The sequence below is a fragment of the Streptomyces sp. NPDC101152 genome (assembly GCF_044768275.1).
GTDB lineage: Bacteria > Actinomycetota > Actinomycetes > Streptomycetales > Streptomycetaceae > Streptomyces.
Map to the genome: position 1 here is coordinate 69973 of NZ_JBIWPO010000020.1, position 23123 is coordinate 93095.

A 23123-nucleotide genomic window follows, 5' to 3' on the forward strand; every position below is an offset into this window, starting at 1 on the left:
CAGGGCTCGGCGGGTGCGCTGGTGCCCGGTCATGCGGCCGCGCTGGAGGTGAGCGCGGCCAGGAAACGCAGCACGGCCCGTGCCGTCGCGTCGTTCTGCCGGAACGCGGGCCCGCCGGTGCGCGGCCGGGTGAACGCGCCGGCGGTCCGCCCCTCGGTGAACGGCCCGAGCGCGAACCGCCGGGGATGCGGCCGCCCGGCGCCGTCGAGGACGCGTCCGTCGCGGGGATCCACCCGCAGCAGCCCGTCCGGTGTCTCGGCCGCCCCGTCGGCCTGCAGTTCCCGCAGCAGCGGGTCGCGGGCGCGGCCGACCGTGGGCTCGGGCAGGCGCGCCTCGACCAGCGCCCGCGCCTCGACGGAGGCGCCCGGCACGGTGGCACCGGTCGCCCGGAACACGCCGTCCGCCGCGGTGACGGTCATCTCGGCGCCGAGGAACCTCAGCACGCCGGCCCGGGACAGTGCGAGCATCTGCCGCAGCCTGGGCCCGGGCGGCCCGGAGGCCAGGTAGCTGAAGAACCCGTGCCACCAGGGCCCGATGTCACCGAGCCGGAACAACTGCCCGTAGACGGACAGCAGTCCGAGGAAGACCGCAAGATCGGGGCTGTGCTCCGGGTCGTGCCGCCTGCTCAGGTCGTGCTCGACATACGAGCGCAGCCCGTCCTGGAGTTCCTCGAACGACCCGTACCGCACGCCGTCCAGGGGATGGTCGAGTGCGGCGAGGTCCAGCCGGTCCGTCGGGTCGGGCACGGCGGAGGCCACGAGCGCCTGGATCTCGGCGCCGTCGCCCGCCGCGTACTTCTCCTCGAAGTCGGCCCAGGCCATCGCGGTCCGCTCCGGATGCACGCCGAACAGCCGGTGGTAGTGGGCGAACCCCAGCTCCTTCTCGACCAGCGGCCACACGTCCCGCCGGAAGTCGAAGCCGCCCGGCCGGGCGAGCAGCTCGTCCACCTCGCCGGGCCCGAAGAACCGTGGCAGCGGCGGCCGTTCCCCGCTCCAGTCGTAGCCGATCTTCGAGTGGTACGGCACTCCGCGGCGCGAACCGACGTAGAGCACCGGCTCCTGCCCGGAGGGGAGGTAGGTGTCGCCCTCGTAGCGTCCGCCGCGCCCCTCGGTCAGCAGCACCATCAGGTCGACGAAGGCGAGCCCGAAGCCGCGGACCAGGACGGGGTCGCCGGCCTTCAGGCGGGACAGGTCGCTGTCGGCGGTGAAGTCGGGCGGCAGGTGGACGAGGTCGTGGGCGCGCGCGTACTCGGCCAACTCGCTCTGCTGCTCGTCCAGTTCGGCGTCGAGGTGGCCGAGGGCCAGCACCACGAGGTCGGCGAGGAGCGGCCGTGCCCTGCCCTCCAGCCACACCTGCTGGCGGCCCTCACGCGGGCCGGCGACCCGCAGGGCGCGCCGGGGGTGGTGGTGCACGGTGACGCCGGGGGGCAGCTCGGCGACGGCCCGCTCGTGCACCCAGCGCAGGTAGGAGCCCTGCAACTGGCGGTCCGCGAAGGTCCGGGCGTCGATGCCGGCCCACTCGTGCAGCGTGGGGCCCTCCCGCACCGGGCCCTCCATGACCACCGTCTCGTCGGTGAACATGGTGACGTCCTCGGCGTGCGAGTTCATCCACAGCAGCGGCGACTGCGCGGCGCGCCAGATGCGTCCGGCGCCCGGCTGGTGCGGGTCGACGAGATGGATGTCGAGGCCCGAACCGCCGTACAGCTCGGGGGCGTTGGCGGCGATCCGCTGGATGAGACCGGTCCCCCGCGGACCGGCCCCGACGATCACCAGGGAGTGCCTCATCGGACGCGCTCCGGTATGTCCGGTGCGGCGGAGGCGGGGTCAGGGAAGGGTGATGGCATGCGAAGGCTCCGTGATGCTGGGTCGAACACGGGTGGTGCCTTCACACGGCGCCGCGCGGCGCGCTACGGCCGAGCCCCTCAGCAGGGCCGTCCGTCGACTCTACGGGTGCTTTTCCCCTCACTGTCAAGGCTGTCCACCATGTGAGCGGCGCGTCTCAGGACAGTTGACGGGAAACCGGATGCCTGTTCCACTTGGCTCATGCATCCGCAGCAGTGGCTGGTCAAGCGCTCCCACATCGACTTCGGTCGAGTGTGGTCCTGTTCCTGTTGAGCTGACCCACTGCGCGCCCACTCGTCGGTCATCTGGCGCCTGACGTGTTCCTCCCTCGTCGCCTTCACACGCGCACCCCTCCCCTCGCGCATCTGCTCGTCCGGCTAACGCACCATGGCGGCCCGCCTCCTGGGCGCGGCCCGGACCCCGATGACCCGGTCCATCAGGGCCCCCAGCACGTCCCGCACCGACGCCCGCTGCCGGGCGTCGCACTCCAGCACGGGCACGTCGGCCCCCAGGCCGAGCGCCTCCCTGACCTCCTCCAGCTCGAACCGCTCCGCGCCGTCGAAGCGGTTCACGGCCAGCACGAACGGCGCCCCCTGCGACTCGAAGTAGTCCACGGCCGGAAAGCACTCCTCGATCCGCCGGGTGTCCGCGAGCACGACCGTGCCGAGCGCCCCCTCCACCAGGTCGTCCCACAGGAACGAGAACCGGTCCTGCCCGGGCGTCCCGAACAGGTACAGGGCGATCGTCGGATCGAGGGTGATCCGCCCGAAGTCGAGGGCGACCGTCGTCGTGGTCTTCGACTCCACACCGTCCAGCGAGTCGACGCCCACGGAGACCTGCGTGATGGCGGCCTCCGTGTCCAACGGCTCGATCTCCGAGATCGCCCCGATGAAGGTGGTCTTGCCGACCCCGAGTCCTCCGCTCACCACGATCTTCACGGCGAGCGGCACGATCCTGTCAGAGCGCCCGGACATGGTCCCTGATCCTTTCGAGCGTCTGGAGCGGCAGCTCCGCGGGTTGCCGGCAGGTCAGCTGACCCGCCACGACGAGGTCGGAGACGAGCACCTTGGCCACGCCGAGAGGCACGCCGACCCGCGACGCCACCTCCGCGAGCGTCGTCGGCCGCTCGCACACCGCGACGATGTGCCGCCGTTCGAACGTCAGCGTCTCGTCGGGTACGCCGACGGCCACGACCAGCGTCTCCAGCCGCAGATCCGCCTGGAGCGGCTCGGCCCGGCCGCCGGTCATGATGAACGGCCGGACGAACGTCACGTCCTCTACCGGTTCTACGTCCCTGGGCTGTTCGCCGTTCACCGGGGCAACGCCTGCCGCAGGTCGGCGATGAGCGTCGGGGTGAGCAGATCACCCGCCCGCTCCGCGAGCACCGCCATCTCGTAGCCGACGAGGCCCAGTTCACCGCCGCTGTCGGCGAGGACGCCGAGACAGCTGCCGTCCCGGATCGCCGAGACGAGCAGGAAACCCCGCCCCATCTCGATCATGATGAGCTTGACCCCGTCGAAGCCGTACCGCTTGGACGCGCTGCGCGCCAGGCTGCTCAGGCCCGACACGATCGCCGCGAGATGGTCGGCCTCGGTCCGTCCGAGCCCGTCGGACACGGCGATCAGCAGTCCGTCCGAGGAGACGGCGACCGCGTCCCGTACGCCGTCGGTGCTCCGGACGAAGTTGGCCAGCAGCCAGTTGAAGGTCTGCGAGTCGTTGTGGGCGTCGATCGTGGTCACTTGGCGCCACCTTCGCTCTCGTCGCAGCCGTCGCCCGTCTCCTTGGACTCGGCCTTCTCCTTCGCCTTCGCTTTCTCCTTGGCCTTCTCGACGCTGATCGCGCCCCGCATATGGGCGCTGCGCAGGGTGGAGAGCATCCCGGAGATCTGCTCGGGGCTGCGGTCGGGCGTCGGCTCGGTGGGCGCCGTACGCCCCGGCCGGTCCGCCTCGCTGACGGCGTCGGAGATCGCGCTGCGCTGCGGCCGTTTCACGAGCCCGTTGCGGGTACGGGCGGCGGAGGTGGCGCTCCGCGGACCGGCGCTCCGGCCCTCGTCCCTGTTCTCGGTCCTGTTCGCGTTCGTGTTCTCGCTCAAGCTCGTTTTCGCTTCCGCCGCCACGGTGACCAGCTCGTGGGCGGCCACCTCGGTCCTCTCCTTGCGCGGTGCGGGCACCACCGGCTCACCCGCCGGCTTCTGCTGCGGGGCCTCCGTCAGCAGCGGGGTCGGGATCAGCACCCGGGCGACCACACCGGCCGCCGGGGCCTCCCCGAGCCGGACCTCGATGCCGCACTTGCGGGCGAGCGCGCCGACCACGAAGTGGCCGAGGAACCGGGTGGGTTCGGCCATGAAGCCGGCCGTGCCGGACAGCCGTACGTTGGCCTCGGCGAGCGACTGCGGGGCCATGCCGAACCCGTGGTCGACGATCGCGACCAGGTAACCGGCGCTGGTGCGGCGCCCCTCGACCTCCACGTCGGAGTCCGGCGGCGAGAAGTTCAGCGCGTTCTCGACCAGCTCGGCGAGCAGGTGGGCGACCTCGGCGACGACGGACCCGGCGAGGTGCGCGGGCTCGATCCGCCGCAGGGTGACCCGGCGGTACTCCTCGACCTCGGAGAGCGCGGCGCGCAGCACGTCGGTGAGGGCGAGCGGGGTGGCCCAGGGGCGGGGGCTGGACTCGCCGGCGAGCACGAGCAGGCTCTCGGCGTTGCGGCGCATACGGGTGGCCAAGTGGTCCAGTTCGAAGAGGTTGGCCAGCGTGGCCGGGTCGGCGTCCTCGTGCTCCAGCCGGTTGATGAAGCTGATCTGGCGGCGCACCAGGTTCTGGTTGCGGCGGCCCAGGCTGACCAGCGAGTCGGTGGCGTTGCGGCGCAGCACCGCCTGCTCGGTGGCGAGGTCGAAGGCGGCGCGCTGCACCCGGTCGAACGCCTCGGCCACCTCCCTGACTTCGGCGCCCGCCTTGCCGGGGAGGGTGAGCGGGGCGGGCGGTTCGGGGCTCTGCCCGGAACCGGCCTCCTGGACGGCGGCGACGGCGCGCGGCAGCCGTTCCTCGGCCATCTCCCGTGCCTGGTGGGCGAGTTCGGCGAGGGGCGCGGAGACCGATCGTACGCAGTCGAGGGCGAGGGCGCCGAGCGCGGCGACCGTGCCGAGGGCGAGCAGTGCGAACAGCAGCAGGTCGCGCTGGGCGGCGCTCTCCAGCTCGGCCGCGCGGTTCTCGACGTCGGTGCCGAGCGAGACCTGCACCTGACGCAGTCCGTTGATGGTCGCGGTCGTCGCCTCCCACCAGGCCAACGGCGGAACGGCGCTCGCGCTCAGCCCGCCGCCGCCGTGCACGGCGGTGGACTCGTAGGCGAGCATGCGTTCGGCGTCCGGGGTGGTCAGGGCGTCGTTCAGGCTCCGTTCCTGGGCCGAGGTCGCCGAGCGCGGAAAGGCGGCGAGGGCGGCGAGCCGGCCGGCCCGGATCTGCATGAAGCGGCTGTAGTCGTCCGCGCGGAACTTCCCGGCGCGCACGGAGCCGAGCACGATGGCGCGCTCCTCGCCGGTGAACTCCTTGGCGTTGCCCAGGGTCTGGAGTGACTGGTAGTCGTCGCGCAGGGTGGCGTCGTGGACCTCCTCGAGGCCGAGGTCGAGCTGGTCGAGGACGGTGATGGTGGTGGTGAAGTAGTCGAAGGTGTCCTTCACCACGCCGGTGTGGTCGTCGGCGTGGCCGCGGATGCCGGCCAGGCCGTCGAGCCGGCCGAGCGACTCGCGCACGGAACCGGCGGCGCTGTCGCCGCGGCCCTTCAGCGCCCGGTCGAGTTCGGCGCGTGCGGTGTCGGTGGCCTTGCGCTGGGCCGGCAGCTTGGCCTTGAACTGCCAGACGCCGCCCACGTATCCGGTGGTGAGCCCGCGCTCCTTCTGCAGCTCGTGGACGAGGCCCTGGAGGATGATCTCCAGGCGTGCGTTGCCCTCGGTCGCGGACGCGTTGCGGTAGGCGGAGATCTGCTCGGCGGCGGCGAGTCCGAGCAGCGCCAGCAGGACCGCGAGGGCGAGGGCGAGGATCCTCAGCAGTCTGGTGCGGATGGTGGTGGTCGCTTTTGCTGTGTCGTCCACAGAAGTGCCTTATTCGAGGGGCGGATCGGGACAGGGGGCGGAAGAGGTTCTGCCCCCGCCAACGACCCTCACGGGGCACCGGTCACCGGATCATGTTCTTGTTTTACGTTGCGGAAACAGGATCTTCGTCAACCGCCTGGTGGCCGCCGCCGTGTGCGCATCCCGTATACGACACCCTCAGTAACGGGTTCAACAGCCGCAGTCGCAGCCGCAGTCACAGCAGTCGCACCCGTCGCAGTCCCCGCAGCACTGGCAGCAGTCGGCGCAGTCCCCGCAGTCGGAGCAGCTCGCGTCGCGGCACAGCCCGTCCTTGCGCTCACGGGTCCACGGGTCGTCGTACTCGCCGCAGCACAACTGGCAGGTGCAGGCCAGCCCCGCCCACACCGCGCACCCCGCCAGCAGTCCGCGCCCGTCGCGCCGGGGCGGCTTCGGCGGCTGCGGCGGTCCGCCCGGAAAGCCGGGCGGCGCGTACGGCCCCGCGAGCGAGGGCGCCGAGCGGTGCGCGCAGGACGCCGTACCGAAGGCGCGGTCGACGGAGGCGCGCAGTTCGTGCACGAGCAGCCGGTGCGCGAGCTTCGCGTCCGCGAACTCGACCTCGCCGAGCGCGAGCCGGATCCCGTGCAGGGCGTCGTCGGCGAGCCGTCGCGCCTCGGCGAGCGGGGTCGCGGTCGCGGTGAGCGGGTTCCAGGCACCCGACGCCGCGTCAGCTTCCCTGTCCTCCACGGCGTCCAGCAGATGCGCGAGCCGCCCGAACAGCCGCCCCGCCTCCGCCAGCGGCTCGGCGTTGCGGGGCCTGCCTGCGAGAACGGCCGTGTGGGCGAAGGCGGCCGCGGTCGCCGTCTCGGTCGGCTCGGTGACCGTGAGCAGCGATGTGCCCCGCCCGGCGAGCGCCTCGATGCCGAGTTGCCGGTCCACGGCGTCCACCAGCACGGCCGTGTCGAAGCCGACGTCGGATCCCGTACGGGCACCCGCCGCGCCCCAGCGCGCGGCGACCCGGCGAGCCGCGAGGGCCACCGGCCTTCGCGCCAGCAACCCGTCGCCGTCGGCGACATGGTCGCGCATCCTGGCCGAGGCGAGCACCAGCGAGACGGCGGCCGCGAGCCGGGCGCCCTCGCCCCGGGCGACGGAGGCGGTGCGCATCCCGCGCAGGGGACACGGGCCCGCCGTACGCCGCCAGGCGCCCGCGGTTTCGGCCTGAGCCTCCGTCAGAACGGATATGAGCAGCCCGTCGTAGTTGGTGACGACGCGTGCGAGCTGTCCATGGTCCCCGCGCAGGGTGAGGCACAGCCCGCACAAGTGCGCCATCCACTGGGACTTCAGGCTCTCACCGAGCCGATGGGTGCAGGGTCTGACGATTCCGAACATGGCGATCCCCCGTGACGCGTGCGACTTCCGTGGCCGTTGACACGGCGCTGAGCTGCCGCATCGTACCGACCGCCGCGTTCACCCGGACGCACCGTTCATCACCCGTACGCCGCGAAGAATCATATTTCACTCACAGTCAGCAGCCGCATACATCAAGACCCTTGGGGCACCCGGGCTCTCGACGTATTCGCTGTGCACCAGTACCGTCACAAACCCCCCGCGCGGCGTCTATCCACTTGGCGCGACGTCCGCATCATGGATGACCATAGGTGCGGAAAGCAGAAAAGACCGCTGTGAGAGGAGGCGTCCATGGGATCGGTACGCAAAGCGAGTGCCTGGCTCGGCCTCGTCGACGACAACGACGACGAGCGTTACTACGACGACGACTACTCCGAAGGGACCGAGCAGCCCGGGGATGCCTGGGTCACCGACCCGCGGGTCAAGGTGGCCTCGGAAGTCGCCGAGGAGAAGGGCCGCCGCATCGGCACGGTGACCCCCGACAGCTTCCGGGACGCGCGCGCCATCGGCGAGCTGTTCCGGGAGGGCGTCCCGGTCATCGTGAACCTCACGGCCATGGAGGCCGCCGACGCCAAGCGCGTCGTCGACTTCGCGGCCGGGCTGACCTTCGGCCTGCGCGGCACCATCGAGCGGGTCGCCACCCGCGTCTTCCTGCTGACGCCGGCGAACACCGAGATCGTCAGCAGTGAGCCGGCCGCGCGCCGCGAGGACGGTTTCTACAACCAGAGCTGAGGCAGGGCCGCTCACCGGCCCTGCCCCGCGCGGGGTTCACCGGAAGGCGTCGAGCCCGGTGAGCGCCTTGCCCAGCACCAGCTGGTGCATCTCGACGGTGCCCTCGTACGTCAGCACCGACTCGAGGTTGGTCGCGTGCCGCATCACGGGGTATTCGAGGGAGATCCCGTTGGCACCGAGGATCGTCCGCGCGGTACGGCAGAGTTCGATGGCCTCCCGCACGTTGTTGAGCTTGCCGAAGCTGACCTGCTCGGGACGCAGGCGGCCGGCGTCCATGCGGCGCCCCAGGTGGTGGGCGAGCAGGATCCCCTTGTGCAGTTCGACCGCCATGTCGGCGAGTTTGGCCTGGGTGAGCTGGAAGCCCCCGATGGGCCGTCCGAACTGCTCCCGCGTTCTCGCGTAGTCGACGGCGGCCTCGAAGCAGGACCGGGCCGCGCCCATCGCGCCCCACACGATCCCGTAGCGGGCGTGCGAGAGACAGCTCAGCGGCCCCTTGAGCCCGACGACCTCCGGCAGCACGGCATCGGCGGGCAGCCGTACGTCGTCGAACACCAGCTCGCTCGTCACGCTGGCCCGCAGCGACCACTTGTGCTTGATCTCGGGCGCGGAGAAGCCGGCGGTGTCGGTGGGGACGACGAACCCGCGGATCCCGTCCTCGGTCTGCGCCCACACCACGGCGACCCCGGCGACGGACCCGTTGGTGATCCACATCTTCCGCCCGTTCAGCACCCAGTCGCCGCCGTCGCGCTTGGCGTGGGTGCGCATCGAGGCGGGGTCGGACCCGTGATCGGGTTCGGTGAGCCCGAAGCACCCGATGACCTCACCGGCGGCCATGCGCGGCAGCCACGTCTGCTTCTGCTCCTCGCTGCCGAACCGGTGGACGGCGTACATGGCGAGGGAGCCCTGCACGGAGACCAGGGACCGGATCCCCGAGTCGGCGGCCTCCAGCTCCAGACAGGCGAGCCCGTACTGCACCGCGCTGGCCCCCGCGCACCCGTACCCGCTGAGCGACATCCCGAGGGCCCCGATCCCCCCGAGTTCCCCGGCCAGCTCGCGGATGACCGGCAGCTCGCCGCTCTCGTACCAGCCGGCGACATGGGGCAGCACCCGGTCCGCGGCCCAGGCCCGCACGGTGTCCCGCACGGCCAGGTCCTCCGGTTCCAGCAGGTCGTCGATGCCGAGGGGATCGGCGGGATCGAACGGGGGCAACTTCGAGGACGCGGACATCAGGACACCCTCCGGCACACGAAAAACTAGCATCGCTAGTTACGACTCTGGGGCCGACGTTACGACCGCAGTGTCCCGCACGTCCAGTGAACGGCCTACGCGGAGACGCGGGACTGCGTGACCTCGCGGGGCGCGGGCAGCTCCAGCGGCGGTGCGGCCTCCCCGCACTGCATGATGCGGGGCAGCCTGAGCGCCATGACCGCGCCCAGCAGCAACAACGCCGCGCTCACCAGCAAGGTCACATGCAGCCCGTGCACGAAGGAGTCCCGGGCCGCCCGTCGCAGGGCCGTGCCGACCGGGCCGCCGAGCCGCCCGGCGATGTCGTAGGCCTCACCCAGCGAGTGCGCCGCCGCCGCGGAGGCCGAGGACGGGACCCCGGGGACGGACGACAGTCCGGGCGCGTACGCGGCGTTCATCACAGTGCCGAGCAGGGCGATCCCCATGCCCGCGCCCAACTGGTAGGAGGTCTCGCCGATCGCCGCCGCACCACCGGCCTGCGCCGGCGGCGCCTCGCTCAGCATCGACTCGTACGCGCCGAACAGCGTCGTCTCCAGGCCGAAGCCCAGCAGGACGAAGGCGAACAGGAGCAGGGCGGGATTGTCCGTCCCGCCCATCAGCGTCAGCACCAGCACGGACACGGCGGTGACGCAGAACCCGAGGCTGACCATCCGGCGCGGGCCGAACCGGCGGAGCATCCGTGCCCCCGTCAGGCCCGCCGCCATCGCCGCGAACGTCAGCGGCAGCAGCCGCAGCCCGGTCTGCAGCGGCGACAGTCCGAGCACCAGCTGCAGGTACTGCGCCGCGATCAGCTCGAGGCCCACGAGCGCGAGCATCGCGAGCACGATGCAGCCCACCGAGGTGCTGAACGCCGGGCGGGCGAACATGCCGAGATCCACCAGCGGATGAGCCCGTCGCCGTTGCCGCCGTACGAACAGGACCAGCAGCACCGCGCCGACCAGCAGGGGCGCCACGGTGAACACGCTGCCGACCGGCTCCCCGCCACCGAGCCGCTTCACGCCGAACACGACGCCGAACAGCCCGCCGGCCGCCATCAGCGCACCGGCCACGTCCCAGGGGCCTTCGCCATTGCCCCGCGACTCGGGCAGCAGCGCCCGGCCCACCGGCAGGCTGACCAGCATCAGCGGGATGTTGACGAGGAAGACCGAGCCCCACCAGAAGTGCTCCAGCAGGAAGCCGCCGAGGAGCGGTCCGACCGCCGCGCCCACCGCCGCGACCGCGCTCCACACACCGATGGCCAGCGCCCGCTCGCGTCGGTCCGGGAAGACCTGGCGCAGGATCGACAGCGTGGCCGGCATGATCATCGCGCCGCCGACGCCGAGCAGCGCCCGCGCGAGGATCAGGACCTGCGGGTCGCGGGCGAGGGCGGCGAGACCGGAGGCGATGCCGAAGAGGCCGTAGCCGAGGAGCAGGATCCGTCTGCGTCCGACGCGGTCGCCGAGCGTGCCGAAGAGGATCAGCAGCGAGGCGCAGACGAGGGGGTAGACGTCGACGATCCAGAGCAGTTGTATCGCGCCGGGCTTGAGGTCCTCTGTGACCGCGGGGACCGCGACGTGCAGCACGGTCGCGTCGACCGCGACCAGCAGCAGGCTCACACAGAGGACGACGAGGACGACCCAGCGGTTGGCACCGGCCCCGGCCGCCCGACGGCGCAACGCTGCGGCAGCCGTGGTCGTCCCGGACATGTACGTACCTCCCAGATGTACCTCGCGATTCGGCGGGCACACGGGGTGGGGACTCCCCGTGATCTCGACCGGAGAGGAGCGGCTGTCTCCGGCCCGCGCAACGAAGGCGAGTGACACGTCAGCGTACGCGAGTCCGCGCTGCGGTCACGTGGCGGACCTCTCACACTCGTGCGGAACTCGTGTGGCGTGCGCCACTCCCCCTCACCGTGGAGCACGTGCCGTCCGGCCGAGCGGTTCCGCGGGCCGTCGATAATCGAGCCCGTGACCGAACTCGCGACGCGCGCCGCGCCCACCGCCGGCCCGGCCCTGCGCCGCGCGGCTTTGGCCCTCGCCGGGTACGTGGGCGTGCGTGCCCTGGGCCTGCTCGTGCTGGCCGTCTGGAGCGCCGCGCGCGGCAAGAGCGCGTACACCCTGCTGACGGCCCGCTGGGACGCGCTGTGGTACACGAGGGTCGCCGAGCTCGGTTACGGCTACCAGGTGCGGCTGCCGAACGGCGACGTGCACTCCAACCTGGCCTTCTTCCCGCTGCTGCCCTGGCTGGAGCGGCTGCTGCACGCGCTCGCACCGCTGTCCTACGCGGACGCCGGTTTCGTCGTCAGCCTGCTCGCCTCGCTCGCGGCGGCCTGGGGGATCTTCGCGGTCGCGGAGCTGGTGTACGGGCGGCGGGCGGGCGCGTGCGCCGTCGTGCTGTGGGCCGTGCTGCCCGTCGGGATCGTGCAGTCGATGGCGTACAGCGAGTCGCTGTTCACGGCGCTCGCCGCCTGGGCGCTCTACGCGGTGCTGACCGGCCGCTGGCTCACGGCGGGCGCGCTGGCCGCGCTGGCGGGACTGACCCGGCCGGTCGGTCTCGCGGTGGTCGCCGCCGTGTGGACCGCCGGCGTTGCCTCTTTCGTGCGGGACCGAAGCGCGACGGGCGCGGACGGCGCCCGCGTGGGCCCGCACGCCCCCGGGCCGCCCGGGGACGGCCCTGTGAGGCGCGCAACGGCAACCGAGGGCGCCCCGGGTCCGCCGCCCGCCCCGGAAGCCGTACGACGCGCCCTGGCGCTCCTGCTCGCCCCGCTCGGCGCGGCCGGCTACGTCCTGTGGGTCGGCCACCGCACCGGCCGCGGCCCGCTGGGCTACCTGGACGTCCAGGCCGGCTGGCGCAACGGCTTCGACGGCGGCGCCGCCTTCGCCCGTTTCGTCGCCGGCAGGTTCTCGTCGATTCCGGGGGCTTTCGCGGGCGCCGGCATCGTCGTCGGCGTGGGAGCGGTGATCTGGCTGTACGTCGTCTGCGTACGGCAGCGCCAGCCGCTCCCCTTGCTGGTGTACGCGGGTGTGGTCACCGCGCTCGCCCTGTGCGCCTCGAGCTACTTCGGCTCGAAACCGCGCCTGTTGCTGCCCGCCTTCCCGCTGCTGCTGCCGCTGGCCGTGGCCCTGTCCCGGCTGCGAACGTCCAGGTCGGCACTGATGGCGGGCTGCCTCGCGGTGGCGTCGGCCGTGTACGGGGCGTTCTGGCTGAACGGCTCCGGTCCCCCGTGATCCGTCCACCGGACGCGGTGAGCGCGCGCGGAATTCGGCACCAGCATTCGGTGAACGAATTCATAAGCGGGGGACAACTGATTCGCTCATGATCAATGCAAATGCGGGGAAGAGACGTCCGGCATTGCGGATCCCCCGGAAATAGGCCTCTCGTTGAGAGGAATCCCACATCACATCGTCATCACAAAGCCGCTGACGCGACGGGGAACTTACCTCACGGGCTGTAACGTCGATTGGGTGCGTACCGAACGAAACCTCACCCGTCTGGACCGGGTGTTCGCCAGACTCGACCGTGAGCCGGAACGACCGGCGAACATCGACGTGCCGAAGATGAGCCGGCACCGGGTCGCGCTGCTGACCGGCACCCTGGCGTTCTACCTGGCGATCGTGTGGGCCGTCGTGACCACCTCCTGGCTCGTCCGCCTGGACTGGCAGGTCATGTTCTTCCGGCCGTACCAGCAGTGGCACGGGATCCACTGGTTCGTCGACTACTACGTGGTCCTCGGCCAGCGCGGCCCGACCGCGGTGATGGTCGCGGCCTGGCTGGGCTGGCGCTCCTGGCGGCAGCACACCCTGCGCCCGCTGCTGACGCTGGGCACCGCGCTGCTGCTGCTGAACATCTCCGTCGGCGCCGCGAAGCTCGGCATGGGCCGCCTGGGACCGCACTACGCGACCACGATCGGCTCGAACGAGATGGGCATGGGCGGGGATATATTTCCCAGCGGCCACACCGCCAACGCCGTCGTGACCTGGGGAATCCTGGCCTACCTCGCCTCCACGCCGCGAGCCCGCCGCTGGCTGTCGGCGATTTCCGCGGTGACCGCGCTGGGCGTCGGGATGGCCACCGTCTACCTCGGTACGCACTGGCTGAGCGACGTCCTGCTCGGGTGGGCCGCCGGCCTGCTGGTCCTGCTGGCCCTGCCGTGGTGCGAACCGCTGATCGCCCGTGCCGAGGTCGCGCTCTTCGACCTGCGCGACCGCCGGCGGGCCCGCAAGGGCGCCACGGCGCCCGCACCCGCGCCCGCACCGGCGGGGACGCCGGTGCTGCTCAAGCCGCGTACGGCCGCACAGGAGGAGAAGCGCGAACCCGCGGCCCGCTCTCCCCGGGCGCCCGTCTACCTCGCGCCCGGCCCGCACACGGCCCGGTCCGAGCGCACGCCGGTCACCCCGGTCGGCAGCCGCCGCCCGCCGCACCCCGATCGCGTCTCACGCGGCACACCCGCCTCGGCCCGCCCCCTGACGGGCGGCTGACCGGCGGCACAACAGCGGGGTCCGGTACGCACGACCACGCCCCGCACGACGAAGGCCCCGGCTCCCGCTCGCGGGAAACCGGGGCCTTCGTGCCGTGTCAGCCCTTCCAGGACCGCACCACCAGACCGTCCTTCACCTCGAAGTTCAGCCGGCCCGTGCGGTACTCCATCGTGATGATCGCCCCCGGCGGCAGCGACCGCACGGTGGACCATCCGCGCTCCCGCGCGAGCCGCTCGGCGCCGGCCTGGTCGAGGCCGACGTACGCGTCCGGACTGTCCTGGGGCTCCGCCTGCGGAGTGGGAATCGGTGCCATGCAGCCACGCTAGGCCCTGCCCCGCGGCCGGGGAAGTCCGGGACGCCGCAGGGGTCACAACGGCCCCTCCGGTCACACTTCTGTCACAGGATCACGACACGCGTTTCGTCCGTACTCCGTCACACGTACGAGCGGTTCCGTACGCCTTCCGCAGGCAATCGAACGGAATTCCCGCGTGTCGCGACGGCCTGTCGAATACCCGGGCGGAAAGTGCCGTGAGAACTGCCCCCGGTCGCCGCCGGATTCGATTCCGAGCCGATTCCAGGCGCCCGTCGCGGGAGCTGACTCCGCATAGGTAATACACGGATCCGGCACAAAACCCCCGCACGCCCCCTGTCGGAGCCCACCGCGACGTCGCATCATGGCGTGAGCTCGCGAGCGGGCGCACGCGGGCTGCAGCGGACCCGGTGCGCGACGAGCGAAGGGGCGAGCGAACGATGGGGACCCACACCGCGCAGGCGACGGTGCGACCCGTACGGCGCACCACGCACGGCCGGGTGGTCGTCGACTGGCTGACCACCACCGACCACAAGAAGATCGGGCACCTCTACCTGATCACCTCGTTCCTGTTCTTCCTGGTCGGCGGGGTGATGGCCCTGCTCATGCGGGCCGAGCTCGCCCGGCCGGGACTGCAGTTCCTGAGCAACCAGCAGTACAACCAGCTGTTCACCATGCACGGCACGATCATGCTGCTGCTGTTCGCGACGCCGTCCTTCGCGGGCTTCGCCAACGAGCTCATGCCCCTGCAGATCGGCTCCCCGGACGTGGCGTTCCCGCGGCTGAACATGTTCTCGTACTGGCTGTTCCTCTTCGGCGGGCTGATCGTCCTCGGCTCGCTGCTCACGCCCGACGGTGCCGCCGCCTTCGGCTGGTTCGCCTACTCCCCGCTCAACGACTCCGCGCACTCGCCCGGCGTCGGCCCCGACATGTGGATCATGGGGCTGGCGCTGGCCGGCTTCGGCACCATCCTCGGCGCGGTCAACTTCATCACCACGATCATCGGGATGCGCGCCCCCGGCATGACGATGTTCCGGATGCCGATCTTCACCTGGAACACCCTGTTCACGTCGATCCTGATCCTGCTGGCGTTCCCGGTGCTGGCGGCGGCGCTGTTGGTGCTGGAGGCGGACCGGCGGTTCGGCGCCCAGGTCTTCGAGGCGGCCAACGGCGGGGCGCTGCTGTGGCAGCACCTGTTCTGGTTCTTCGGGCATCCCGAGGTGTACATCATCGCGCTGCCGTTCTTCGGCATCATCACGGAGATCATCCCGGTCTTCGCCCGCAAGCCGATCTTCGGCTATCTGACGCTGGTGGGCGCGACGATGGCGATCACCGGTCTGTCGGTCGTGGTGTGGGCGCACCACATGTTCGTCACCGGCGCGGTGCTGCTGCCGTACTTCTCGTTCATGAGCTTCCTGATCGCCGTGCCCACCGGGGTGAAGTTCTTCAACTGGACCGGGACGATGATCAAGGGCTCGCTGTCCTTCGAGACGCCGATGCTGTGGGCGGCCGGCTTCCTGGTGACGTTCCTTTTCGGCGGGCTGACCGGGGTGATCCTGGCCTCGCCGCCACTGGACTTCCACGTCTCGGACACCTACTTCGTGGTGGGGCACTTCCACTACGTGGTGTTCGGCACCGTCGTCTTCGCGATCTTCGGCGGCCTCTATTTCTGGTGGCCGAAGTTCACCGGGAAGCTGCTCGACGAGCGGCTCGGGAAGATCCACTTCTGGACGCTGTTCGTCGGCTTCCACACCACGTTCCTGGTGCAGCACTGGCTGGGCGTGGAGGGCATGCCGCGCCGGTACGCCGACTACCTGGCTGCGGACGGCTTCACCGCGCTGAACACGGTGTCGACGATCGGCGCGTTCCTGCTCGGCCTGTCGACGCTGCCGTTCCTCTACAACGTGTGGAAGACCGCGAAGTACGGCGTGCGGGTCGAGACCGACGACCCCTGGGGCTACGGCCGCTCCCTGGAGTGGGCGACCTCCTGCCCGCCTCCCCGGCACAACTTCACGAGGCTGCCGAGGATCCGCTCGGAGTCCCCGGCGTTCGACCTGCACCACCCGGAGTACGCTGCGACGCCTGCGGAGCCTCTCGGAGAAGAGCGCGAGAAAGCCGGTCCCGAGCGGTCCTGATCGCCTCGGTCAGCTCCGCGGGCTCCAGCACCTCGAAGTCGAAGCCCGTCATCATCACGTGGATCACCATCACGTCCAGGCTCGACGCCCCGGTGCGCAGGAGGCAGGCGTGGGGTCCGTCGGCCTCCAGTTGTCCCGCGCTCGGCGAGATCCGCTCGGCGGCCTGCTCGACGGGCACCAGCAGCCGCACCACGGCGTGCGCGGCGTACGCGCGCGTGGAGACGCCCTTCGACACGTAGGCGGCGAGGTCCTGGGCGGGCGGGGTGCGTGGGGCGAAGCGCGGGCCGTGCGGCGGCTTCGGGGTGATGCGGTCGACGCGGAACGTCCGCCAGTCGTCCCGCTCCAGGTCCCAGGCGACCAGGTACCAGCGGCGCTCGCTGCAGACCAGGCGGTGCGGTTCGACGGTGCGGCGGGTGGCGGAGCGGTTGTGGTCGCTGTACTCGAAGCGCAGGAGTTCGGCGTCCCGGCAGAGGTTGGCGAGCTCGGTGAGGACGGCCGGGTCGACGGCGGAGGGCTGGGGACCGCGCAGCATCGGCACGGTGAAGGCGTTCAGGGCGCCGACGCGCCGGCGCAGCCTGCCGGGAAGCACCTGCTCCAGTTTGGCGAGGGCCCGTACGGAGGTCTCGCCGATGCCGTCGATGCCGGTCCCCGCGGCCGTGCGCAGGCCGACGGCCACGGCAACCGCCTCATCGTCGTCCAGCAGCAGCGGCGGCAGTTCGGCGCCCGCGCCCAGCTGGTAGCCGCCCCCGGTGCCGGGACTGGCGTTGACGGGGTAGCCCAGCTCGCGCAGGCGGTCGACGTCCCGGCGCACGGTGCGCGCGGTGACACCGAGCCGTTCGGCGAGGTCGGCGCCCGACCATTCCCGATGGGCCTGGAGGAGAGAGAGCAGACGCAGCAGCCGTGCCGAGGTCTCCAACATGGTGCCGAGTCTGCCAGCAGTCGCGGACAGTGTCTGTCCGCAAGGGTTCCTGGCGTCCGCTCCCCGCGCCGGGTCGCTCTGGCGTCGCGGCCCTAGGGGGTGTAGGGGAGCTGGGGCACGTCGAAACAGGTGTGGTTCATGTCCCCTTGTGAGACCCAGCCCCTGCCGTCCTGCCAGCGGGCCACCGACAGACACGCCGTGCGGGTCCTCGGTGGCTCGGCGAGCCGCTCGAAGGACACGGGCAGCAGCAGCCCGCCGGCGGTGTAGCCGGCGCTGTGGTTCACGAAGGCGTCCACGCACGCGCGCGTGATGCCCGTGGGCGCGCAGGACCTGGCGGCGTCCGTGAACCACATGGCGGCCGCCCAGCCCTCCAGCTGCCACTGCGAGTGCGTGGTCAGGCCCTTCGTGGCGTCCCGGAACGCGCGGACGGCCGCGTTTCCGGTGTCCTCGAAGTTCCGGCTGGAGCCGGTCGCCCACAGCGCGTTGCGGCAGCGCGGCGAGTCCTTGTAGTCGTCGGGGACGGTGGAGGTCCAGTTCTGCACGTTGGTGACCTTGGCGATGACCTTCGCGCCCACCTGGTCCATCGCCTTGCACAGTTCCGCGTTGCCGTGCGTGTCGATCGCGTCGAAGACCAGGTCGGCGCCCTGCTCCTTCAGGTCGGCGGCGGCGGCGCGGAAGTTGGGCAGCGCGAAGTCCAGTTCCTCGCTGACCACCTTGTAGCCCTCCGCCTTCAGGCCCTGCTCGACGAGGCGGGCGTAGGCGGCGGAGGAGGCCTGGTTGTACGACACGACGGCGGCCGTACGGGCGCCCTGCTCCCGTTTGAAGTACCGGTAGACCTCGGTGCCGCCGTACAGCTTGCCGCCCCAGCCGGGGGTGCCGTCGCGGGGGGCGTCGCTGCCGTAGATGCCGTACAGGTGCGGCCAGGTGTCGTAGGCGGCGCCGATGGGCTGGCCGCCGATGTCGGGCACGCCCGCCCGGGAGACGCGGGGGGCGCCTGCGTAGTCCAGGGCGGTGGTGGCGACCAGGGCGACGACCTTGTCTTCGTCGATCAGCTTGCGCACGCACGCGTTGTCGCCGACACCGCTGCCGCCGTCGTCGCACTCGTGCACCTCGACCGGGCGGCCGTCGATGCCCCCGCGCGCGTTGAGACGGTCGAAGTACACCTTGGCGCCGTCTCGCGGGCCGGTGAAGGTGTCGCCGCCGACCGGGCTGGTCGCGCTGGTGACGATGCCGACGGCGAGGGGCGCGCCGCCGCTCGGCACGGGCGCCGAAGTACGGGTGCCGTGCTCGAAGTCGCTCTCCGGCAGCCGGCTCCCGCAGGCCGTGCCCAGGACGAGCAGCAGCGCCGCGGCGACCGCGCCCTCAGCAGCCCGGTGCCGGCGAACTCGACGCATCGCCGCTCAGCTTGACCAGTGCGCACAGCGTGTTGTCGGACACCTTCCAGGTGCCGCCCTGCTGGACCGAGGTCCCGGAGGCGTTCGGCAGCGCGGTGGCGCCCTGCAGGGTCAGCGCGTACGTCACGGTGGCCTGCGTCGGGGAGGTGAACGCGATCTTCTGGACCTGTGCCTGCACCTGGCCGCCGCGTCTGTCACTGCTGAAGGCCTTCAGCACGGGCGCCATCCGGTCGCCGTTCTCCAGGACCTTCTGCTTGTCGGCCAGCGACGTCTTCGGGTCGAAGAACTTCTGCCAGTTCCTGGTGATCTCCTGTTGGGCCGCGGCGGGGTCCGCGGGCGCGGTGGCCGGCGCGCTCGTCGTCGTACTCGCCACGGACGGGGTGGGCGGCGTGCTCTGGCTGCCGCCGCCGCTCTTGTCGCTGCACGCCGCGAGGACCGGGGCGAAGATGAGAACGAGGGCCGCGGCGAGCGCCGTACCCCGTCCCGCAGCCCCTGGGCCGCGCCCCCTCCGTGCGTTCCCCCGCCTGAGGTCGCTCCCGAGAACCATCTGGCTCACCACCGGGTGTCGGTCCGGGCAAGGTGCGCCCGGTGCTTTCAGGGTCAGCTTCCAGAAGGCATAGTGCAAGCCATTGGCTGACATGGACAGACACATGACGTGTGGGAGCCCCAGATGCGGACAGCCAGAGTGCGGAGTGTGCATCCCGTCCTGTGGGCCGGCTGGGCCGCGCTGGCCGCGGGCGCGGTGCTGTGCGTCATCGGCTGGTACGGGATCTCCGGTGAGCGCTTCGCCGAGCGGCAACTGCCCTACCTGGCCTCCTGCTCGATCCCGGGAGCGGCCCTGATCGTCGCCGGGTCCGTGCTGCTCACCCACGGCCGGGGCACCCTGGCCGCCGCGCGCGTCGAGGAGCTGTACGGCCTCCTGGTCGCCGTCGAGCCCGCCGACGCCGACGCGTCCGGGCAGCCTGCCGGCGCGCCCCTCGCGGTCAGCGGGGACCGGCTGATGGTGCCGGGCGGCACTCTGTGGCACCGCGCGGACTGTCCCCTGGTCGCCGGGAAGGCGGAGGCGGTCCCGGTGGACGCCAAGCTCCTGGCGAGCGGCGAGCTGGGCCCCTGCCCCATCTGTGAGCCGTCCGAAGAAACCGACTGATGTCCTCGCTGACGTACGACCTCACGCTCGCCGGCCTCTCGGTCGGCAGCGCGGCCGCGCTCACCGGGATCGGCCTGATCGTGACGTACCGGGCGACCGGCGTGCTGAACTTCGCGCACGGGGCGATCGCGATGGTGTGCGCGTACGCGCTGCGGCAGTGCGTGGTCGTCTGGGGCTGGCCGCTGTGGCTGGCGGCGACGGCCACGCTCGTGGTGCTCGGCCCGGCGATCGGGGTGGCGCTGGAACGGTTCGTGTTCCGCCCGTTGGCGGTGCTGGGCAGCGACCCGGCGCAGACGCTGGTCGCCTCGATCGGGGTGTTCGTGCTGCTGGTCGGCGGTGCGGCGCTGCTGTGGGGGCAGGGGGCGCGCAACGACGCGCCGGAACTGGTGTCGGCGGACCCGTGGGGCCAGCTGGGCGTCGCGCTGGTCCTGGCCGCCGGGGTCGGGGCGGTCATCCGCTGGACGCGGTTCGGGCGGGAGCTGCGGGCCGTGGTGGACGACCGGGGGCTCGCGGTGCTCGGCGGGATCGACGCGGACCGGGTGGCGGCGGCGGGCTGGGCGTTCGGGTCCTTCACGGCCGGGCTGACGGGGGTGCTGCTGGCGCCGTACGTCCGTCTGGACCCGTACGGGCTGCCGCTGCTGGTGATGGAGGTCGTGGCGGTGGCGGTGGCCGCGCGGATGCGCAGTCTGCCGGTCGCCGTGCTGGTGGCGCTCGGCGTCGGCGTGGCGCAGAGCCAGCTGACGCGGCTGCATCCCTCGGGCTGGGGCGCGCCGTTGCTGCAGGCGGCGGGCGCGAACCTGTTCGTCGTCGCCCTGCTGGTCGCGTCCCTCGCGCTGCCCCGTATCGGTACGCGCGACGCCCTGCCCCGCACGGCCACCGCGCGCGTGCCAACACCGCCGGGCGCGTGGGCGGTGACGGCCGTCCTGTTCCTCCTGCCGCTGGGCTTCGCGGGCTCGGACCTGCACACCTCGGTCCAGGTCCCGGCGTTGGGAGTCGTCCTCCTCTCCCTGGTCGTCGTCACCGGCCGCGGCGGCCAGATCTCCCTGGGCCAGGCGGCGTACGCGGGCCTGGGCGCCCTCTTCACGGCCCTCCTGTCCGCCGGCCGTTTCCCGTGGCTGCCCCGGCTGCCGGAACTGGCCGCCCTCGCCGTGGCCGTCGTCCTGGTGGCGCCGCTGGGCCTCCTGACGGGCTGGCCGGCGATCAGCCGCCAGGGCCTCGCGCTGGCCCTCGCGACCTTCGCCGTGGGCGTCGGCGTGAGCCGCTTCGTCTTCGCCCAGCCGTACGCGACGTCCGACCTGTCCCTGAACCGCCCGGCGGGCCTCGACGGCGACCGCGCGTACTACGTCCTCGAACTGGCCCTGCTGGCGGCCGCGTTGCTGGCCACCCGCGCCCTGCGCAGGGGCCGCACCGGCCGAGCCCTCGCCGCGATGCGGGACGACGAGGCCGGGGCGTCGGCGGCGGGTGTGCGGGTCCCGGAGCTGAAACTGCTCGCCTTCGTCGCGGGCGCCGCTCTGGCCGCCCTGGGCGGCGGCATGCTGGGCATGGGCCTGCGTGCCTTCGACCCCGCCGCGTTCGACCCCGTCCGCGGCCTGCTCTGGTTCGCCGCGGTGGTCGTCCTGGGCGCCGACAGCACCCTCGGCGCCCTGGCCGCGGCCGCCCTCCTGGTCGGCCTGGACGCGGGCGCCCGGGGCGGAGTGGCGGCAGCCCTGATCGGCGTACTGGCGGTACTGGTGGGCCGCTTCCCGGGGGGCCCGTACGAGGCCCTGCGCAGAGCGGCGGCCGGCCGGCGAGGGGCGGCGCTGACGCCGGTCGGCACACGAGTGCGAGCAACACTCCGCCCTGCGGCCCAGCCCAAGCCCGTGCGCCCGGCCCTGGCGGGGGTCACCGGGGCGACATGGACCGCCACGCCGCAGGAGTCGGCCGCCGAACCCGCGCCACCACGGCGGAGCCTCGCAGGAGACGCCGGCGGCGCAGAGCCACGGCACGAACACCCACCAGCCGCCCCCCGGACAGCCGCCGACGGCGCGCAGCCCCCACCAGGGACACCCGCACCCGACCACCAAACCCGCACGGGTGGTGCGGGTGGGAACACGCACCCGGCTGGAGGCCGGGTGCGCCCCCGCCGTCACGCAGCCGCACCGACGCTCGAGGCCCGCTCCCTCTCCGCCCGCTACGGTCGCTTCACCGCCCTCGACGGCGTCGATCTGGACCTGGCCCCCGGGCAGATCACCGCCGTCGTCGGGCCCAACGGCGCGGGGAAGAGCACCCTGTTCCACTGCCTCGCCGGCACCCTGCACCCCACCCACGGCCGGATCCACCTCGGCAACCGCGACATCACCCGGCTCCCGCCCCACACCCGCACCCGCCTCGGTATCGCCCGCACCTTCCAGCAACTGTCCGTCTTCCCCTCCCTCACCGTGACGGAGAACGTCCGGGTAGGCGCCGAGCAGGGCCGCACCAAGGACCCCCGGGCAGTCGAGCGCACCCTCAGACTCCTCGGCCTCGACGGCCCGGTGCGGACCCTCCTCGCCGCCGCCCTCCCCACCGGCACCCTGCGCCGCGTGGAACTGGCCCGGGCCCTCGCCGGCGACCCCCGCGTACTCCTCCTCGACGAACCCGCGGCCGGCCTCGACAGCGCCGAGATCGCCGCCATGACCCGCGTGCTGAGAGCCCTCGCCGCCGACGGCACCGCCCTCCTCGTGGTGGAGCACGACCTCGACCTGGTCGCCGACCTCGCGCACGTGGTGCACGTCATGGCGGCCGGCCACATCGTCGCCTCGGGCCCACCGGACCGCGTACTGAACGAGGTCGGGGCGTGAACGGCGTCGCGCTCCGCCACGCGCGTGTGCGCTACGGCCCCTTGGAGGCGCTGCACGGCGTCACCCTCGCCGCCCCCGCCCGCGGACTCACCGTCCTCCTCGGACGCAACGGCTCCGGCCGGACGACCGTCCTGCGCGCGCTCGCCGGGACCGTACCGCTGTCCGCCGGGGCGGTGGTGTGGGACGGAGCCGACGTGACCCGGCTGCCGGCGTACGAGCGGGCCCGCCGCGGGCTGTGCCTGGTCCCGGAGCGGCAGGCCGTGTTCGGCTCGCTCACCGTCCTCGAGAACCTGGAACTGGCGGCCCGGGACCACGCCCCCGCCCTGGACGCGTACCCCCAGCTGGAGCCCCTCCTCCCCCGCCGCGCCGGCACGCTCTCCGGCGGTGAGCAGCGCATGCTCGCCCTCTCCCGCGCCCTGCTGGCACGCGCGCGCGTGGTCCTCGTCGACGAGCCCGCGCAGGGCATGTCACCGGCGGTCGCCGCCCGCACGTACGAGCTGCTGAGCGGTCTGGACGCGTGTGTGGTGGTCGCCGAGCAGCGGCTGCCTCCCGTGCTGCGGCGCCGGGCCCCGACGCTCGTGTACGAACTCCGCCGCGGCGCCGTCGTGTTCGCCGGCGAGGCGGGCGAACTGTCACGGCGGTGAGGTGACGGGCACA

General features: G+C 72.4%; 18 protein-coding genes and 1 pseudogene. 7 read left to right on the top strand and 12 right to left on the bottom strand.

The annotated features are described in order from the left end of the window. Nucleotides 1-29: 29 nt before the first annotated feature. From ACIRVK_RS24845 to ACIRVK_RS24870, 6 genes are all read right to left on the bottom strand, one after another. Nucleotides 30-1784, bottom strand: coding sequence for an FAD/NAD(P)-binding protein (locus ACIRVK_RS24845; protein ID WP_404250555.1), 1755 nt, complete (start codon nucleotides 1782-1784; stop codon nucleotides 30-32). A gap of 434 nt (nucleotides 1785-2218) precedes the next feature. Continuing rightward, nucleotides 2219-2815, bottom strand: coding sequence for a GTP-binding protein (locus ACIRVK_RS24850; RefSeq protein WP_404250557.1), 597 nt, complete (start codon nucleotides 2813-2815; stop codon nucleotides 2219-2221). Next, nucleotides 2799-3113, bottom strand: a complete 315-nt coding sequence (locus tag ACIRVK_RS24855; RefSeq protein WP_404250559.1) for a DUF742 domain-containing protein — start codon at nucleotides 3111-3113, stop codon at nucleotides 2799-2801. The genes ACIRVK_RS24850 and ACIRVK_RS24855 overlap by 17 nt, the downstream gene beginning before the upstream one ends. A gap of 38 nt (nucleotides 3114-3151) precedes the next feature. Beyond that, entirely contained in the window at nucleotides 3152-3580 is a 429-nt protein-coding gene (locus tag ACIRVK_RS24860) for a roadblock/LC7 domain-containing protein (protein WP_404250561.1), read from the bottom strand. After that, nucleotides 3577-5925 carry a nitrate- and nitrite sensing domain-containing protein gene (locus ACIRVK_RS24865; protein ID WP_404250563.1) on the bottom strand — a complete coding sequence of 783 codons (2349 nt, stop codon included), beginning with the start codon at nucleotides 5923-5925 and terminating at the stop codon, nucleotides 3577-3579. The genes ACIRVK_RS24860 and ACIRVK_RS24865 overlap by 4 nt, the downstream gene beginning before the upstream one ends. A 189-nt stretch (nucleotides 5926-6114) precedes the next feature. Next, on the bottom strand, nucleotides 6115-7290 hold the full coding sequence (locus ACIRVK_RS24870; protein WP_404250564.1) for a DUF5685 family protein: 1176 nt from the start codon (nucleotides 7288-7290) through the stop codon (nucleotides 6115-6117). A 309-nt stretch (nucleotides 7291-7599) separates the two neighbouring features. Between ACIRVK_RS24870 and ACIRVK_RS24875 the strand changes: the two genes are divergently transcribed. Next, complete coding sequence (locus tag ACIRVK_RS24875) at nucleotides 7600-8040, top strand: cell division protein SepF (protein WP_404250566.1); 441 nt, start codon at nucleotides 7600-7602, stop codon at nucleotides 8038-8040. A 36-nt stretch (nucleotides 8041-8076) separates the two neighbouring features. Here the strand turns inward: ACIRVK_RS24875 and ACIRVK_RS24880 are convergent, their stop codons facing one another. Both ACIRVK_RS24880 and ACIRVK_RS24885 read right to left on the bottom strand, forming a co-directional pair. Then, nucleotides 8077-9267: an acyl-CoA dehydrogenase family protein gene (locus ACIRVK_RS24880; RefSeq protein ID WP_404250568.1), complete on the bottom strand. Its 1191-nt coding sequence runs from the start codon at nucleotides 9265-9267 to the stop codon at nucleotides 8077-8079. Nucleotides 9268-9362: 95 nt separating this feature from the next. Next, nucleotides 9363-10970 (bottom strand): MFS transporter, encoded by a 1608-nt coding sequence (locus tag ACIRVK_RS24885; RefSeq protein ID WP_404250570.1) that lies wholly within the window; start codon nucleotides 10968-10970, stop codon nucleotides 9363-9365. A gap of 261 nt (nucleotides 10971-11231) precedes the next feature. Between ACIRVK_RS24885 and ACIRVK_RS24890 the strand changes: the two genes are divergently transcribed. Both ACIRVK_RS24890 and ACIRVK_RS24895 read left to right on the top strand, forming a co-directional pair. Beyond that, on the top strand, nucleotides 11232-12491 hold the full coding sequence (locus ACIRVK_RS24890) for a mannosyltransferase family protein (protein WP_404250572.1): 1260 nt from the start codon (nucleotides 11232-11234) through the stop codon (nucleotides 12489-12491). Between the two features lie 237 nt (nucleotides 12492-12728). Further along, a complete protein-coding gene (locus tag ACIRVK_RS24895) occupies nucleotides 12729-13742 on the top strand; it encodes a phosphatase PAP2 family protein (protein WP_404250574.1) in 1014 nt (337 codons plus the stop codon). 97 nt (nucleotides 13743-13839) lie between these two features. On the opposite strand, the gene ACIRVK_RS24900 is transcribed toward ACIRVK_RS24895, so the two are convergent. Further along, nucleotides 13840-14055 (bottom strand): I78 family peptidase inhibitor, encoded by a 216-nt coding sequence (locus tag ACIRVK_RS24900; RefSeq protein WP_404250576.1) that lies wholly within the window; start codon nucleotides 14053-14055, stop codon nucleotides 13840-13842. 437 nt (nucleotides 14056-14492) lie between these two features. Here ACIRVK_RS24900 and ctaD point away from each other — a divergent pair. Beyond that, nucleotides 14493-16181: pseudogene (gene ctaD / locus ACIRVK_RS24905) on the top strand (cytochrome c oxidase subunit I); the annotation flags it as partial. On the opposite strand, the gene ACIRVK_RS24910 reads toward ctaD, so the two are convergent. The 3 genes from ACIRVK_RS24910 to ACIRVK_RS24920 form a co-directional block, all read right to left on the bottom strand. Beyond that, nucleotides 16063-17106, bottom strand: coding sequence for a helix-turn-helix transcriptional regulator (locus ACIRVK_RS24910; RefSeq protein WP_404250578.1), 1044 nt, complete (start codon nucleotides 17104-17106; stop codon nucleotides 16063-16065). The pseudogene ctaD and the gene ACIRVK_RS24910 sit on opposite strands and share 119 nt — an antisense overlap. A 92-nt stretch (nucleotides 17107-17198) precedes the next feature. Continuing rightward, entirely contained in the window at nucleotides 17199-18500 is a 1302-nt protein-coding gene (locus tag ACIRVK_RS24915) for an ABC transporter substrate-binding protein (RefSeq protein ID WP_404250580.1), read from the bottom strand. Further along, on the bottom strand, nucleotides 18469-19047 hold the full coding sequence (locus tag ACIRVK_RS24920) for a hypothetical protein (RefSeq protein ID WP_404250582.1): 579 nt from the start codon (nucleotides 19045-19047) through the stop codon (nucleotides 18469-18471). Before ACIRVK_RS24920 ends, ACIRVK_RS24915 begins: the two co-directional genes overlap by 32 nt. A gap of 123 nt (nucleotides 19048-19170) precedes the next feature. On the opposite strand from ACIRVK_RS24920, the gene ACIRVK_RS24925 reads away from it, so the two are divergent. The 3 genes from ACIRVK_RS24925 to ACIRVK_RS24935 are packed head-to-tail and all read left to right on the top strand — an operon-like array spanning nucleotide 19171 to nucleotide 23110. After that, a complete protein-coding gene (locus tag ACIRVK_RS24925; protein WP_404250584.1) occupies nucleotides 19171-19647 on the top strand; it encodes a hypothetical protein in 477 nt (158 codons plus the stop codon). Next, nucleotides 19647-22466, top strand: a complete 2820-nt coding sequence (locus ACIRVK_RS24930) for an ATP-binding cassette domain-containing protein (protein WP_404250586.1) — start codon at nucleotides 19647-19649, stop codon at nucleotides 22464-22466. Before ACIRVK_RS24925 ends, ACIRVK_RS24930 begins: the two co-directional genes overlap by 1 nt. After that, nucleotides 22463-23110: an ATP-binding cassette domain-containing protein gene (locus ACIRVK_RS24935; protein ID WP_404250588.1), complete on the top strand. Its 648-nt coding sequence runs from the start codon at nucleotides 22463-22465 to the stop codon at nucleotides 23108-23110. Before ACIRVK_RS24930 ends, ACIRVK_RS24935 begins: the two co-directional genes overlap by 4 nt. Nucleotides 23111-23123 lie beyond the last annotated feature (13 nt).